This window comes from Corynebacterium sp. TAE3-ERU2 (assembly GCF_019209955.1).
GTDB classification, from domain to species: domain Bacteria; phylum Actinomycetota; class Actinomycetes; order Mycobacteriales; family Mycobacteriaceae; genus Corynebacterium; species Corynebacterium megadyptis.
Window position 1 is genome coordinate 43,141 of sequence record NZ_JAHUTL010000004.1, and the last position, 15,839, is coordinate 58,979.

General features: G+C 64.4%; 12 protein-coding genes. 10 read left to right on the forward strand and 2 right to left on the reverse strand.

Annotated elements, in window-relative coordinates; translation table 11 throughout:
- The first annotated feature begins 16 nt into the window (after positions 1 to 16).
- The 4 genes from trpB (at position 17) to KRX12_RS06585 (ending at position 3,871) form a co-directional block, all read left to right on the forward strand.
- Positions 17 to 1,270 (forward strand): tryptophan synthase subunit beta, encoded by a 1,254-nt coding sequence (gene trpB, locus KRX12_RS06570; protein ID WP_218366125.1) that lies wholly within the window; start codon positions 17 to 19, stop codon positions 1,268 to 1,270.
- A 2-nt stretch (positions 1,271 to 1,272) separates the two neighbouring features.
- Complete coding sequence (gene trpA / locus KRX12_RS06575; RefSeq protein ID WP_218366126.1) at positions 1,273 to 2,118, forward strand: tryptophan synthase subunit alpha; 846 nt, start codon at positions 1,273 to 1,275, stop codon at positions 2,116 to 2,118.
- Between the two features lie 344 nt (positions 2,119 to 2,462).
- A complete protein-coding gene (locus KRX12_RS06580) occupies positions 2,463 to 3,461 on the forward strand; it encodes a bile acid:sodium symporter family protein (RefSeq protein ID WP_218366127.1) in 999 nt (332 codons plus the stop codon).
- A gap of 41 nt (positions 3,462 to 3,502) precedes the next feature.
- Entirely contained in the window at positions 3,503 to 3,871 is a 369-nt protein-coding gene (locus KRX12_RS06585) for a hypothetical protein (protein WP_218364838.1), read from the forward strand.
- Between the two features lie 66 nt (positions 3,872 to 3,937).
- On the opposite strand, the gene KRX12_RS06590 is transcribed toward KRX12_RS06585, so the two are convergent.
- Both KRX12_RS06590 and KRX12_RS06595 read right to left on the reverse strand, forming a co-directional pair.
- Positions 3,938 to 4,543: a YqgE/AlgH family protein gene (locus tag KRX12_RS06590; RefSeq protein ID WP_218364837.1), complete on the reverse strand. Its 606-nt coding sequence runs from the start codon at positions 4,541 to 4,543 to the stop codon at positions 3,938 to 3,940.
- A gap of 13 nt (positions 4,544 to 4,556) precedes the next feature.
- A complete protein-coding gene (locus KRX12_RS06595; RefSeq protein ID WP_218366128.1) occupies positions 4,557 to 5,975 on the reverse strand; it encodes a CCA tRNA nucleotidyltransferase in 1,419 nt (472 codons plus the stop codon).
- Between the two features lie 122 nt (positions 5,976 to 6,097).
- Here KRX12_RS06595 and KRX12_RS06600 point away from each other — a divergent pair, with 122 nt between their 5' ends.
- The 6 genes from KRX12_RS06600 to trxA all read left to right on the forward strand — a co-directional run bounded on the left by KRX12_RS06600 (position 6,098) and on the right by trxA (position 15,814).
- Complete coding sequence (locus tag KRX12_RS06600; RefSeq protein WP_218366129.1) at positions 6,098 to 7,159, forward strand: NUDIX hydrolase; 1,062 nt, start codon at positions 6,098 to 6,100, stop codon at positions 7,157 to 7,159.
- Positions 7,156 to 9,891, forward strand: coding sequence for a hypothetical protein (locus tag KRX12_RS06605; protein WP_218366130.1), 2,736 nt, complete (start codon positions 7,156 to 7,158; stop codon positions 9,889 to 9,891). The genes KRX12_RS06600 and KRX12_RS06605 overlap by 4 nt, the downstream gene beginning before the upstream one ends.
- A 78-nt stretch (positions 9,892 to 9,969) precedes the next feature.
- Complete coding sequence (gene murJ / locus KRX12_RS06610) at positions 9,970 to 13,434, forward strand: murein biosynthesis integral membrane protein MurJ (protein ID WP_370625555.1); 3,465 nt, start codon at positions 9,970 to 9,972, stop codon at positions 13,432 to 13,434.
- Positions 13,435 to 13,645: 211 nt separating this feature from the next.
- Entirely contained in the window at positions 13,646 to 14,281 is a 636-nt protein-coding gene (locus KRX12_RS06615; RefSeq protein WP_255549197.1) for a sigma-70 family RNA polymerase sigma factor, read from the forward strand.
- A 232-nt stretch (positions 14,282 to 14,513) separates the two neighbouring features.
- Complete coding sequence (gene trxB, locus KRX12_RS06620) at positions 14,514 to 15,455, forward strand: thioredoxin-disulfide reductase (RefSeq protein ID WP_218366132.1); 942 nt, start codon at positions 14,514 to 14,516, stop codon at positions 15,453 to 15,455.
- 35 nt (positions 15,456 to 15,490) lie between these two features.
- On the forward strand, positions 15,491 to 15,814 hold the full coding sequence (gene trxA, locus KRX12_RS06625; RefSeq protein ID WP_218364831.1) for a thioredoxin: 324 nt from the start codon (positions 15,491 to 15,493) through the stop codon (positions 15,812 to 15,814).
- Positions 15,815 to 15,839 lie beyond the last annotated feature (25 nt).

Consider the following 15,839-nt stretch of genomic DNA (forward strand, 5'->3'; position numbering starts at 1 on the left):
AAGGACACGATCAACGATGACAGAGACCACCCAGCACACAGAGCGGGAAACCATCCTTCCCGCCTATTTCGGAGAGTTCGGCGGGCAATATGTCCCGGAACTGCTTATTCCCGCCCTCGATCAGCTCGAGAAGGCCTTCGTGGACGCCATGGAGGATCCGGCATTCATGGAGGAGCTCGCGACCTATTTCCGCGATTATCTCGGCCGGCCGACGCCGATTACCGAATGCTCCAACCTGCCCCTCGAGGGACAGGGCAAGGGCCATGCGCGTATCTTCCTCAAGCGCGAGGATTTGGTGCACGGCGGCGCCCATAAAACCAACCAGGTGATCGGGCAGGCTCTGCTGGCCAAGCGCATGGGCAAGCACCGCGTGATCGCCGAGACCGGTGCCGGCCAGCACGGCACCGCCACCGCTCTCGCCTGCGCCCTGCTAGACCTCGAGTGCGTGATCTATATGGGCGCTAAGGACGTGGAGCGCCAGCAGCCGAATGTCTACCGGATGGAAATGATGGGCGCCAAGGTGGTGAGTGTGAACGCTGGTTCCGGCACCTTGAAGGACGCCGTGAACGAGGCGCTGCGCGATTGGACGGAATCCTTCGAGGACACCCACTATCTGCTCGGCACCGCTGCCGGCCCGCACCCCTTCCCGACGATCGTCCGCGAGTTCCACCGCGTGATCTCCACCGAGGCTAAGAAGCAGATGCAGGAACGCATCGGCGGGCTGCCGGATGTGGTGACGGCCTGCGTGGGCGGCGGCTCCAATGCCATTGGCATCTTCGCCGACTTCATCGAGGAGGACTCGGTGGAGCTGGTGGGCACCGAGCCCGCCGGCTTCGGTCTGGATTCCGGCAAGAGCGGCGCGCCTATCAACGCTGGTCGCATCGGTATCCTCCACGGCGCTAAGTCCTATCTCATGCGCACCGCTGAGGGACAGGTGGAGGAGTCCTACTCCATCTCTGCCGGCTTGGACTATCCAGGCGTCGGCCCCCAGCACGCCCACCTATCCCATTCCGGTCGCGCCACCTATGTGGGCATCACCGATGCCGAGGCACTGGAAGCCTTCCAGCTGCTGACCCGCTATGAGGGCATTCTGCCGGCGCTGGAATCCTCCCATGCTCTGGCCTATGCCCTGAAACGCGCTCAGCTCGCCCAGGAGCAGGATGAAGAGATCACCATTCTGGTATCGCTCTCCGGCCGCGGCGATAAGGATATTGACTATGTGCGCCGCACCTTGGCCGAGCACCCCGAGTACACCCTGAAGGAGAACTAAGCATGTCCCGCTATGACGATCTCTTCGCCAGCTTGGATGAACGGCGCGAGGGTGCCTTCGTCCCCTTCATCATGCTTGGCGATCCCGACCCCGATACCAATGTGGAGCTCATTACCACCCTCATCGAGAATGGCGCCGACGCTCTTGAGCTGGGCGTACCCTTCTCCGATCCGGTAGCAGATGGCCCCACCATCCAGGCCGCGGATATTCGCGCTTTCGACGCCGGCATGGACTTCGCCGCCTCCCTCGATATCATCCGCCGCATCCGCGCCCGCTATCCCGAGATCCCCATGGGCCTGCTCTGCTATGGCAACGTGGCCTTTTCACTGGGGCTGGATAATTTCTACTCCCAGATTCACGAGGCAGGCGCCGATTCCGTGCTCATTCCGGATATCCCGGTGCGCGAATCCGCCCCCTTCCTCGCCGCCGCCGAGCAGCACCACGTGGATCCCGTCTTCATCGCACCGCCGAATGTGAATGAGGAGACCCTGGAACGGGTCGCGGCCGTGTCCAAGGGCTATATCTACACCGTCTCCCGCCTCGGCGTAACGGGTGCTGAGTCCGAATCTCAAACCGGGGGCCTGCCGGAGATCGTAAAGAATATTCAGCGCTTCGGCGGCGCCCCCTCGCTCCTGGGATTTGGTATCTCCACCCCAGAGCACGTCTCCGACGCCATAACTGCCGGTGCCGCCGGGGCGATCACCGGCTCCGCCATCGCGGCCATCATCGAGAAGTACTGCGAGGGCGAGCACCCCGAGCCGCGCCGCGTCACCGATCTCGAGGCGCTGCAGAAGGAACTCGCCGAGTTTGTCTCCCGCATGAAGGCGGCGACCGTCAAGAAATCCTAAGCCGCTCACGCTAGGGGAGAGGGGAGTGCGACGGCGCTCCCCTCTAGCTCTTTTCGGCCCCGAGGGGCTATAATTGGGGCATACTACGCACAGGGGCACTATTCATAACGTGACAAAACTCCTAGGCTGCGAAATAGTCTACGGATACCCCCTAGGGCAGCTACTCCCCACGGTTGCATCCCTCATCTATCTGTGCACCCAATAGTAGGCACACCCAAAGACTGATTGGTCCAATCCGCTGTGTGCAGGGGTTTTATTTTCTTGGCTCTCCCCACTACCATCGAGCAGCCCACTCACCACACAGCAACCCCCATGCTTAAGGTGCCAGCACTAAGCTGAGGGCTATGCGCTCGAGATTCACTCTGCGACCACCAGACCCCTTGATCGTCCTCATTCTGTGCGCGGTCATTGTGGCGATTATCCTACCCGCACGCGGCTGGTTTGCCGATGCCTTTTCCGTGGCCACTCAGCTCGCCATCGCTCTGCTGTTCTACCTCTACGGTGCGCGGCTCTCACCGCGCGAAGCCCTGGCTGGGTTGAAGCACTGGCGGCTGCACCTGACGATCCTCGCCTTTACCTTCGTGGCCTTTCCCCTCATCGGAATCGCCCTCACTCCGCTCAAGGCGATACTCTCCACCGGGCTCTATCTGGGCATCGTCTATCTCACGCTCACGCCCTCTACGGTGCAGTCCTCGGTGGCCTTTACCTCTATTGCCCGCGGCAATGTCGCAGGCGCGATCGTCAGCGCCTCGCTATCTAATCTGCTGGGCGTAGTCCTCACCCCGCTTTTGGTCATGCTCATCATGGCCCAGGGGACAGGTATCACCGTGGGGCCAGAGGTATTCATCAAGATCGCCGTGCAATTGCTTCTGCCCTTTGTGGCGGGGCAGCTCACTCGGCGCTGGACCGGCCGCTGGGCGGCCGCCACAGGCACCAAAATCGTCGACCGCGGCTCCATCACCATGGTGGTGTACTCGGCCTTCTCCGCGGGCATGGTCGCGGGTATCTGGGACACCGTGAAGGTGGGGGAGATCCTCTTCCTCATTGGCTTCTCCATCGTGCTGGTGGCCTTCATGCTGTGGCTCACCCGCTGGGTCGCCGCGCGCCTCGGCTTTGATCGCCAGGATCAGATTGCCATTCAGTTCTGCGGCACCAAGAAGTCCCTTGCCACGGGCCTGCCCATGGGCGCTGTGATCTTTGGCCCCGTAGAAGTAAGCTTGCTCATCGTTCCGCTCATGATCTTCCATCAGGTGCAGCTCATGATGTGCTCGTGGCTTGCCGCCCGCTATGCCCGCTCGCAGCAGGGTAAGAGCGCCGAGAGCACTCAGCGGCACAGCAGCTAAGAACTCCGTCCGCACACCCGTACCGAGGAGGTTTCCACCCCATGTCCCATCCGCAGAGCCCGCAGCCGAGCGGCAGCGACGCCCAGATGCTCTACGTGCGCATCAGCATGGCCATCGAGGCCCATGCGATCACCCATGTCGCGGAACTGGAGGAGATCGACGCCCAGCAGTGCCGTATGCTGCGTGTCCTCGAGCTCAAGGGCCCGGCGGATAGCTCGCACCGCACCCACGAGATCACCGGCTTCGCCGTACTCACCGCCGCGGGCAGCTTCGCTCTCGAGGGCATGGACGCCCCGCCGAACCCGGTGGTGCCGCACCCGAATCTCTATGGCAGCTTCGACGACATCGTCGCCAGCCCGCTCACTGCCGCCGAGTTCGAGGAGTATTGGTCCCAGCGCTCATCCTCGTAGCCATGTAACGACCACGCGGCCACGAGAAAAGCCCGGATGTTTCACGTGAAACATCCGGGCCTTCTTTTAGTTCTCTTCGTACTCCGTGGTGAAGGTACTAAATACCGACATCGGGAAATTCTGGCGTTTGAGAATATCGCCCCAGACATCCACCAAGCGCCCCGCAGTGATATCGGAGGGGAGTGCGGGTGCCACAAACCAGTGGCCGAGCTGAATCTCCTTGTCGAGCTCCCCGGGTTCCCATACCTTGTGTCCGGCGAAAAAGCGCACGCTCTCTACATAGGGCTCGAAGGCCTCCGGCGGATGCTGCAGATTGAGCACCACGATGCGATTGCTGAGCACATCCCAGAAATCGCCCTTCTCGGCCTCCATACCCGGCCGCAGTACGGCCACGGCCAGGGCCCCTTCCGGGCTGGTCGCCCCGCCCACATAGAACACTGGGGGAGTGCTCAGTAGATCGGACCACTCCGGCAGCACATTAGCCACCGCCATCTCGGAGGGCATCGTCACGCTAAGCGCCATGGTGCGTTGCTCGGAGTGTTCGATCACGAGCAGGGCATCGCGCTTATGCGGCCCGAACTCCGATTCGTGATCTTGCACCAGCACGGTGCCCACCTCAATGGGATTGCGTTCCATAGCGCTGAAGAGATTATCTCCGAAATACTGTTCCATGGCGGTGTGTCCTTTAGTTCTGTTCCTGCCACCACGAGCGTAGTGCCGCGATGGCATCCTCGCGCTCCATGGGGCCCTGATCCAAGCGAAGCTCCTTCAAGTATGACCACGCACGGCCCACCTCGGGTCCGGGCGGTAGCTCGAGAATCTCCATGATGTCATTGCCGTTGAGATCCGGGCGGACGGCCGCGAGGTTTTCCTTCTCGGCGAGATCGGCGATGCGCTGTTCAAGCTCATCATAGGCCCGCTTGAGCCGCTGGGATTTGCGCTTATTGCGGGTGGTGCAATCCGAGCGCACCAGCTTATTCAGCCGCGGCAGCAGCTCGCCAGCGTCATTGGCATAGCGGCGCACCCCGGAGTCCGACCACGGCGCATCGCTGTAGCCATAGAAGCGCATATGCAAAAACACCAGCTGCGACACGTCCTTGACCACCTGCTTGGGGTACTTCAGGGCGCGCAGGCGCTGGCGCACCATCTTCGCTCCCACGACCTCGTGCTGGTGGAAGCTCACGGCGCCGCCCTCGTGGAACTCGCGGGTCGCAGGCTTACCGATATCGTGCATGAGCGCCGCCCAGCGCAGCACCAGATCGGGGCCGTCCTCGCCCTCGTGCTCGGTGGCATTGCGCAGCACCCGCTTCGAATGGACGTAGACGTCCTTGTGCTGTTTGTGCTCGTCCTGGGTGAGCCGCAGCGCGGGAACCTCGGGAAGTACATGATCGGCCAGTCCGGTCTCGACCATCACGTCGATACCGGTCCACGGGGCGCGGCCGAGCATGAGTTTGCTCATCTCCATCTGCACCCGCTCGGCGGTGATGCGGGTAATTTCGCCGCTCATCTCCTCCATGGCCTGGCGAACTCGCGGTGCCACGGCGCACTCCAGCTGGGAGACGAAACGGGCGGCGCGCAGCATGCGCAGCGGATCATCGTGGAAGGACTGTTCCGGGGTGGCTGGGGTATCGAGCAGCCCCGCCTGGAGGTCGCTCAACCCTTCCATCGGGTCATGCAGCTCGACATCGCCTTCGGGGGTGATGCGCACCGCCATGGCATTGACCTTAAAGTCGCGGCGCACCAAATCGCCCTCGAGGCTATCGCCGAAGCGCACCTCGGGGTTGCGGGAACTGCCATCGTAGGTATCACTACGGAAGGTGGTGATCTCGATCTGCGCCTCGTCTTTTTCCGCAGACACGGTGCCGAATTCGATACCGGTGTCCCACACGGCTGGGGCATAGGACTGCAGTATCTGCATGATCAGCTCCGGGCGCGCCGAGGTGGTGAAGTCATAGTCCTTGCCACCGCGGTCGAGAAAAGCGTCACGAACACTGCCGCCCACGAGGTAGAGCGGGTGCTGGTGAGCGTCGAAAAGCGCTGCAAGATCTGCGAATCTGTGGCCAATCTCGCGCAGCCGAGTAAATCCCGGCAGTGCATCGGACATGAGTCTCCTCCGATTCCTTGCACAGTGCGGTGACCCCCTCCTGGCGTCACCGTATATGTGTGATGAGTCTACTCGTGATGTCGAAGTACCAACCGGCGGCTGGTCACGATACGATCAAGGGAATGAGTACCACGAGCAGCAACGCCGAAAATTCGGCGCAGCGAACAAGCGAGTCTAGCAGCACTGCAGGCTCCGGTTCCAGCGGAAACACGAGCCCCAGCACGACGAGGGGCCGGTCTCGTGGTGCCTCCACCCGCCGATCGCGGCGCCGCACCCACACCCCAGCGCACACCCCGCCCCCTGCCGATGCAGGTAGCGAGGGACACTCCGAGGCCTCCAACTCCTCGCGTTCCGGCTCCTCGCGCTCGGGTTCTTCGCGCTCCACGTCGGAGGGCGGTCGGCGGCGCCGGCGGCGACGCGGCGGCCGTGGGGGACGGCAGAATGCCCCCCGCACCACCCGCCCCGACAGCTCGGAGAAGGAGAATGAGACCTCCACCCGGTCCGGCGAGGGCTCCTCGCGGCGGCGGCGCGGCAACGCCACCAAGCGCGGGGGACGCGGCGGCGGGGCACAACGCTCCGGCGCGCAGGGGCAGAAGAAGCAGAAGCGGGGCAAAAACCAGCGCTCCCAGAATGCGCAACGCCCCCGCCGCGGCGATAAGGGCCGGGGCGGACAGCGGTCCATGCCTACCTCTATTGAAACCTCGGCGGGAGGCTTGGTGGCCTCCGGCCTGGCGGAGGCAGTGGATGAGAACGGCGGCGTGGATCTGTCCCGTATCTATGTGGCGTTGATTGGCCGCGTGGATCGCCGCGGCCGCCTATTGTGGTCGATGCCGAAGGGCCATGTGGAAAATGGCGAGGCCCATACGGCCACCGCGGAACGCGAGGTGTGGGAGGAAACCGGCATCAAGGGCGAGGTCCTGGGCGAGCTCGGCGTGATTGATTATTGGTTTGTCTCCGATGGCACGCGCATCCATAAGACGGTGCATCATCATCTTTTGGCCTATGTGGATGGGGATTTAAACGATGATGACCCCGAGGTCACCGAGGTATCGTGGGTACCAGCGAATTCTCTGATCGAGCGCCTGGCCTATGCCGATGAGCGCAAGTTGGCGCGCACGGCTCATTCTCTGATGCGGGAATGCGCGGTGCGTGTGCACGCCGAGGGAAGGACAACACCACGGTGAGTCGTACGCGTCGTCTAGCCGCGTCTGTGGTGGTAGCAGCGGTGGCCGCCACGACGTCGCCCGTCCTTGCCCCGCAGGCTGCGGCATTTCCGGTGGTGCTCGACCCGAGCGATCCCCAGGTAGCGCAACAATGGGTCAATCCCTATATTCGCGCCGAGGATAAGGCCTCGCCGTTGCGGGTGGAGATCTCCCCGCTGGAGCAGTCGCATTGGGATCCCACGCGCCCTTTTCGGGTGCGGGTGGGCATCACTAATACTGCGGATACCCCGATTTCGGATGTCTCGCTCACGCTCTATCGAGGGGACGCCACGACTGACCCCGAGCATGCCGCCACCATGATGACGGTAGGGCTCGAGGCCTATCCTTATTCCCTCACTGGGGAGGAGGATCTGCGCATCGAGGCCGGCGAGAAGCGCGAGCTCACACTCACCGTCACCCCGGGCGCCACCGCGGATCGGATCCGCCCCGGCGTCTATCCCTTCCTGATCTGGGTGGGGGCCACGGGGCCAGCGGGGGCGAGTTCCACCACGGAACGCTTCCTTGTGCCCACCGATCCGCTCACTCCTGCCTCGGCGCTTGTCGACGCCACCCCGCAGGACCAGTCTCCTCCCGATGCAGAGGAGCCGGCCCCGCCGAGTGGCCTGACCATGCTGCTGCCGATTACCGCCCCGACAGATATCACCCCGGGCGAAACTGGGGAGGCACCCACCCAGCCCACCTTGTATCTGCGCGATGATGAGCTGGCCTCCACGATCGTTTCGGGTGGGCGCCTCGATCAGCTCCTCGATACCTATATCGAGCGCACCTCGACTAATGCGGCACTGCAGGATTCCACCTGTCTGGCGGTGGACCCGCAGCTGCTGGCTGCGGTGGATCGCATGAGCGATGGGTATCGCGTCTCCGAGAGCCGTCCCTCCCCGGTGGCGCCGGCGGCGCGGCTGCGGGACCGCTGGGATACCCCCTCGGAGGAGAGCCTGTCTGCGGCGGGCTCGAGCCCCGTGGTGGCGGGGGAGTGGATCGCGAAGCTCCATCGCGCCGCCGAGAATCACTGCGTCGTAGCGCTGCCTTGGGCGAATGCCGACCTCAATGCGGTGGCGTCCACCGGCAATCAGTGGCTGGCCCGCGAGGCCGTTACCCGCGGCCGCCTGACCGTGGAGGAGATTTTGGAGCGGCCGGTGACTAGCTCGGTGGTGATCCCGACTGCCGGCTATATGACCGATCGCGCCGAGAGCGTGATTCACACCGCCTCCTCGGGGCTGAGTCCCGATGAAGCGTGGGGGCGGCAGCGGCGACAGGGCGGCCAGCAGAATGTCTATGACGAAGCCCCAGACGTGCTCACCCAGGACGAGACTCCGCAGGAAGAGCAGATTCCCGATCCCACTCTGGGCCGCGCGGAGGTGCTGCTCGCAGATTCCACCGCGGCGCCCGCTGGGGAGCGAATCCATCCGGTGGGCTATAACTCTGGCTTGGCCACGCTCGTGGCGCGGATGGGCGGCGCCCCCGTCACCACGGCCTACTCGGATCCGCGCTACCGCTTCGATTACACCCTAGATTCCACCGTGGCCCGTCGCCAGAGCGCCGCGGCCGCCCTCGAGCTCGCCGCGATGAACGCCTCGCAGGCGGGCGAGCCGCTGCTGGTCTTCCCGCCGGCGCAGCTGAGCAGCAAGGATGCTACTAGCCTCTTGGATAGCGCCGAGTATGTGCTCAACGCCCGAATCAGCGCGCCCATGGCTATTACAGACTATCTGGCTACCGCCGCGGCTCCTGCCGGGACGCGGGAGGTGGTGGATCCGGCGGCGATGAGCGACCGCGAGATCATCACCACCAGCCAGCAGCTGCGCTATACCGACGAGGTCACTCGTCTCATGGTGCGCGATCCCAATATCGTGCTCACCCCCTATGGTTTTTCCGCGCCGCTGCGCCAGGGCATTCTGCGCGCCCTGAGCCGCACCGAACGCGATAGCCTGCGCCGGCATACGGCCGCCACCGAGCGCGCCAATCGCGGCATCACGGGCAACCGGGCGATGCTCATGGAATTGCGCGATGGCGTGGCCCTGCTGCCGCCGGGCAACGTCTATACCCGCACCAGTAGCTCCTCGCCGCTATTGATCGTGGCCCGCAATGGCCTGCCGCTGCCGGTGGATTCCCATATCGGCTATTCCGCTCCAGAGAATGTGAAATTAGAGCTGCCCGCGCAGCTGCGTATTCCCGCTAAGGGCTCGATCACCACGGAGCTGACGGCCATGATCCCCGATGAGGATCAGCGCACCGATCTCGAACTCTTCCTGCTCACCCCCACTGACACCTTGATCAGTAATCCCGTGGATATCTCGGTGCAGACCCGCGGCACCACCATCAACCGCTGGCTCGCCGGGGTGCTCCTCGTGATGCTCGTGGGCCTGATAGCGCTGCGCGCGAAGAAGCGTCGCCGCGCCCGATCGGCGCGCCGGCCACGCACCGCCGCGGACCGGGCCATGGCCCGCGCTGAGGCCGCCAGCACCGAGAACCAGCAGCGGCACCACCGCAGGAGCGGGGATAGGCGGGGCCGCCAGGAGGCGTCGCGACGCGCCCAGCACCTGCCGCGCCGCGATACTCACCACCATCCAGGGCCGAGTCCCGGGGATGACCCGCCGCGGCCACCCCGCAGCAGACAACGCAGACCGAGACGAACCCCGCCGCCGGGAGCACCGGAGGATGGGACGCGCTCCTCGCGACGATCGAGGGACAGCTAGAAGACGAAACGTGGTTGAGAAGTGACAGACAAGCACACGCCAGCAGCGGGCCAACGGCCCGGCTTACGCGGCCGCATCGTGCCGCCGGCACCACCCGCGCCGCTCCCCGAATCCCGACCTAGCGTTCAGGAAAAGCGGAAGCAGCAGCGGGAGAGCCAGCACAGCGATCACTCGCAGCTGGCCGCCGAACCGGCCCAAGCCCTCTACGAGGCGCAGCAGGAGGCCGCCACCGAGCCGGTCACCGCGGCCGGAACCTCCTCCTCGGTGGCCACCAAGGAGGAGGAGCAGGGCACCACCAGCGACTCCGATGTGGTACGCGCCGGCGGCTCCATGGCCATTGCCACCCTGATTAGCCGTATCACCGGCTTTCTCCGCAACCTCGCCATTGGCGCCACCCTTGGCTCGGCGGTGGGATCGGCCTTCACCGTGGCCAATACGCTGCCCAATCTCGTTACCGAGATTGTGCTCGGAGCGGTGCTCACCTCCCTGGTGGTGCCGGTGCTCGTGCGCGCCGAGAAGGAAGACCCCGATAGGGGAGCGGCCTTCATCCGGCGACTATTCACCCTGGCGCTGACGCTACTCATCGTCGTCACCACGCTCGCGGTACTCACCGCCCCCTTGCTGACGCGACTGACCATTGACGATGAGGGCAAGGTCAATATCATTCAGGCGACCTCCTTCGCCTATCTGGTGCTGCCGCAGATTCTCTTCTACGGCATCTTCTCGCTGTTTATGGCGGTGCTCAATACCAAGGGCGTATTTCGGCCTGGGGCATGGGCGCCGGTGTGGAACAACGTGGTGTGCCTGGCCACCTTCGCCCTCTACTGGATGGTGCCGGGGGCGCTGGACCCGGCCGAACAGGCCTCGGTGACCGACCCACACGTGCTGCTGCTGGGTGTGGGCACCACCATGGGCGTGGTGGTGCAGGCGCTGCTGCTGGTGCCGCCGCTGCGCAAAAAGGGCATCGATCTGCGCCCGCTCTGGGGCATCGATGATCGCCTCAAAGAGTTCGCCGGGATGGCCATCGCCATCGTCATCTATGTGGCCATTTCGCAGCTGGGCTATATCGTGACCACCCGCATCGCCTCCAATGCCGATGCCCGCGCCCCGCTGATCTATCAGCAGGCCTGGCTGCTGCTGCAGGTGCCCTATGGCGTCATCGGCGTCACCCTTTTGACCGCCATCATGCCGCGGCTGTCGCGCAACGCCGCCGAGGGCGATGATAAGGCCGTGGTGCGGGATCTCACCTGGGCCTCCAAGCTCACCTTCGCCGCCTTGATCCCGGTGATCGTGTTCTTCATGGCCTTCGGCACCAATATCGCCAATGCGCTCTTCGCCTATGGCCAATTCACTCCCGCCGAGGCCGATATCTTGGGCTGGACCCTGAGCTTCTCGGCCTTCACCCTCATTCCCTATGCCTTGGTGCTGCTGCACCTGCGCGTGTTCTATGCCCGCGAGGAGGCGTGGACTCCCACCTTCATCATCGCCGGTATCACCACGGTGAAGATCCTGCTTTCGGCGGCCGCCCCCTTTGTGGCTACCTCCGCCTCCCGCGTGGTGATTCTGCTCGGCGCCGCCAATGGCTTTGGTTTTGTCAGCGGCGCGGTGATCGGTGTATTCCTCCTGCGCCGCAAACTGGGATCGCTGCGCGGCAAGGAAATCATGACCTCCACCCTGTGGGTGATTGGCGCCTCGCTGGTCGGTGCCGGCGTCGGCCTGGTCCTGGACTGGCTGCTGCAGCTGACCTTCTTCGGCGCGGCCTCCTCGGTGGTCATCATGCTGCGCACCGCGATCACCGGCACCGTATTCCTCATCGTCACCGCCATCGTGCTCTCCCGCTCGGGACTGCCCGAGGTCAGTGCCTTCTCCCGCCAGCTCAGCCGAGTGCCGGTGCTCAACCGCGTGCTCCGCACCCCGCAAGCCGACGAGGAGGACTCGGCGAACGAGGGGCTGCCCGCCGCCACTACTGCCGAGCTATCCACCCAGCTGGTCACCGTGGAGCCCTTTACCGCCTCCCCGGTGCCGCCGCCGATGTCGGCCGGCGAGGTGCGCATCCCGCGCCTGGTCCCGGGTGCCGCTGTGGCCAATGGCCGCTACCGCCTCCTGCAGGATTATGGTCGGGTCCCGGGCGCCCGCTTCTGGCACGCCCGCGATCAACGCACCGGCCAGCAGGTGGCGCTCGTGTTCGTGGACACCCAGGGCATGCAGATCCCCGCGGCCCCTGTCAGCCCCGCCACGGCCGCCCAGCGCGCCGCCGAGGTCACCCGCACCACCCGTGCCCTCGCGGAGCTCAACCATCCGGCGATCGCCGATAATATCCACGTGCTGCCCTATCGCGCGGGCTGCCTCGTGGTGGCGGACTGGGTGGAGGGCACCGCCTTGAACTCGCTTACCGTCGGCGCCCAGTCCGGCGCGCAGCGCCAGCGCTTCACCGGCGCCAATCCGCGCGCGGTGGCCTATGCCATGAGTTCGCTTCTCGACGCCGCCGCCACGGCCGAGGAGACCGGCATCTCGCTCGGCTTCGACCACTTTGATCGCATCCGCGTGAACACCGATGGCCGGGCCGTGCTCGCCTTCCCAGCAGTGCTGGAGAGCAATGACTATGGCCAAGATCTGCGCTATATTGCCAAGGCCGTGGAGCAGCTGGTGGAGGATGAGGGCGCCGGCCGGGAGCTGCAGCATCTCACCTCTCAGCTCTATGATTCCGATACGGTGAACCCGCGGGTGATGGCCGATGATCTCTACGAGTTCGGTATGGGCTCGGATCATCCCGAGCACTATCTCGAGGTGGCCGCGGATGCCGCGCCCGATCCCACCTCCTCGCCGGGCTTCGGCTCCAAGGGATATACCCGCGCCGGCCTCACCCTGGTCTCTATCGCCACGGTGGGCCTAGTGGTGCTGGTGGCCGCCTCCAGTGTCTATCTGCTCGGCATTGTCGGCGGCAACCGCGCCGATAGCCCGGTGAACTCGGACTCCATTTCTGGCGCGCCGGAGAAGGTGCTCAAAGCCACCAAGGTGAAGCTCACCCGCGCCGAGGAATGGGAGCCGGGTGATCCCGCGACCCGCCCCGGCGAGTGGCCGGATAATCCGCAGCTGGCGGAGCTGGTAATCGACGGCGATGTGTCCACCAGCTGGCGCACCGATGATTATCGCGCCCAGTTTGGCGAGCGCGAGGAGATCAAAAATGGGGTGGGCTTAAAGATCGACTTCGCCCAGCCGGCTTCCCCAGCGGAGGTGGAGTTCCTCGCCGATACCGGTGGCACCACCGTGAGCATCCTGGGATTCACCACGGACTCCGATGACGTGGACTCCCGAGATCAGCTCAGCGAACTCGGCCGCGCGGTGCTGCGCTCGGGCTCTACCGTGGTGACTCTGCCGAAGCTACAAACAGGCGAGGATCCCACCTATTATCGCGGCATGGTGGTCTGGATCGAGCGTCTACCGATGCCCTCGGGCAGCGCCAAGTCTCCGAAGCCCGCAGATATCCAGGAAATCCGTGTCAAGGGGATCGTGGATACTGGGAAGGAGGAGAGTGCAGAGTAGCGTCGTCACGCAGCGGCGCAGGCTAGCCTTAGCCCAAAATATGACCGTCTAGCTCAGCTCTATCCCCCCATATAGGTCCGGTGCACATCATGGTGTGCACCGGTCCTTTTGCTTAGCTATGGATTTTTCGCACACTACTTCTGCGCGCCACACCGCGTGCAGAAGAATCTAACCGCCTCTACTGTTCATCGTTCATCTGGGGGAGAAGATCATGAACACACCGATGCCGACCGATATTCAGTCCACGCCTCGCACACAGGGGGAGAGAGGCCGCGCCGATGTGGAGCTGGTGAGCCAGCATCTGGCCGGGGACGAGAAGGCTTTTCGCCATATCGTGCGACAGCACCACACGACGCTTTTTCTCACCGCCCGCCGCTATAGCCGCACCGAGCACGACGCCTGGGATATCGTGCAAGAAGCCTTACTCAAGGCCTCGCAGCGGATGCACACCTTTCGCGCCGAGGCCACCCTATCCACCTGGTTACACAAGCTGGTATCGAATACCGGCTATGACTTCACCCACCGGCGCCCGCATCAGCGCCACGAGCTGACCGTGATGGATGATGACACCCATTCCCGCGCCCTTGCCTACCGGCACAGCCACGATCCCTTCAGTAGCGAGCTCTCGCGGCTGGCGCTGCTGACGATCATGCGGACGCTCTCCGCGGAGCAGCGGGAGGCGCTCTATCTCATCGATATCGCCGGCTACACCGTGGAGTGGGTGGCCGAGTACCAGGGCGTGGCCGTGGGCACGGTGAAGTCGCGGCGGGCCCGCGCCCGCAGCAAGCTGCAGCAGCTCTACACCGACCCCGCAGAGATCGCGGATCTGCTCGCTGGGGCTAATTAGTCGCCCCGCGCTTATCGACGCCACCCCGCCGCCACAGCGGTGCGCGGGAATGAGGGATAGCGCCGCGGCGTTATACCACGGCGTAGGCGGAGCGCACCGCGTGCTGAAGCCTTTCCCTCCGCTTGGGTAGGGTGGCAGAGGTACACACTGACGCGCAGCTAGGGCCGCTCGATAGGCGGCTTCCCGCCGCAGACTTTAGCCGCAGATTCAACAGTAAAGGACGCATCTCACAGTGAGCGACACGATCCACGACGTCATCATCATCGGCTCCGGCCCGGCAGGCTATACCGCCGCCATCTACGCCGCCCGCGCCGAGCTCAAGCCGCTGGTCTTTGAGGGCTATGAGTACGGCGGCTCCTTGATGACCACCACCGAGGTGGAGAATTTCCCCGGTTTCGCCGAGGGCATCATGGGCCCCGAGCTGATGGAGCAGATGCGCTCCCAGGCCGAGCGCTTCGGCGCTGATCTGCGCATGGAGATGGTGGACTCGGCGGATCTTAGCGGCGAGGTGAAGATCGTGCGCGTGGGCGAGGAGGAGTTCCGGGCCCGCAGCGTGATCCTGGCGATGGGCTCCGCGCCGCGCTATGTGGGCGTGCCCGGGGAAAAGGAGCTACTGGGGCGCGGTGTCTCCGCCTGCGCCACCTGCGATGGGTTCTTCTTCAAGGACGCCGAGATCGCCGTTGTCGGCGGCGGCGACTCCGCCATGGAGGAGGCCAACTTCCTCACCACCTTCGCCTCCAAGGTCACCATCATCCACCGCCGCGAGGAGTTCCGCGCCTCCAAGATCATGCTGGAGCGCGCCAAGAACAACGAGAAGATCGAGTTCATGGTGAACAAGGTGGTCGAGGAGGTGCGCGGCGAGTCCAAGGTGTCCTCGCTATTGCTGCGCGATACCGTCACCGGCGATACCTCCGAGCTGCCGGTGGCCGCGATGTTCGTGGCCATTGGCGCCGATCCGCGTTCGGATATCGCCGCCGGGCAAGTGGAGCTCACCGACACCAAGCATGTGCGCGTCCAGGAGCCCTCCACCCGCACCAGCGTTCCCGGCGTCTTCGCCGTGGGCGACCTCGTGGATAATCACTATCAGCAGGCCATCACCGCCGCCGGCACCGGCTGCCGCGCCGCCATCGACGCCCAGCACTATCTGGGCGAGCTGGAAGACACGCTGCACTAACCCCCGCCCGTTATTCACTCTCCAAGGAGACCCCCATGTCTAAGATCATCAACCTCACCAGCGATACGTTTAAGTCCACCGTGATCGAGTCCGAGAAGCCGGTCTTGGTGGATTTCTGGGCCGAATGGTGCGGCCCCTGCAAGAAGCTCGCGCCGGTAATCGAGCAGGTTGCCGAGGAGGTCGGCGATACTGCGGTCGTGGCCAAGGTGGATGTAGATGCAGAGCGCAACTTGGGCGCAATGTTTCAGATCATGTCCATTCCCACCGTCGTGATCTTCCAGGGCGGCGAGAAGGTTGCGGAATACGTAGGCGTGCGGCCGAAGCGCGAATACGTGGAAAAACTTGCGTCACTTGCGTAACTGGTAGGGTTAAAACGACAGCGTG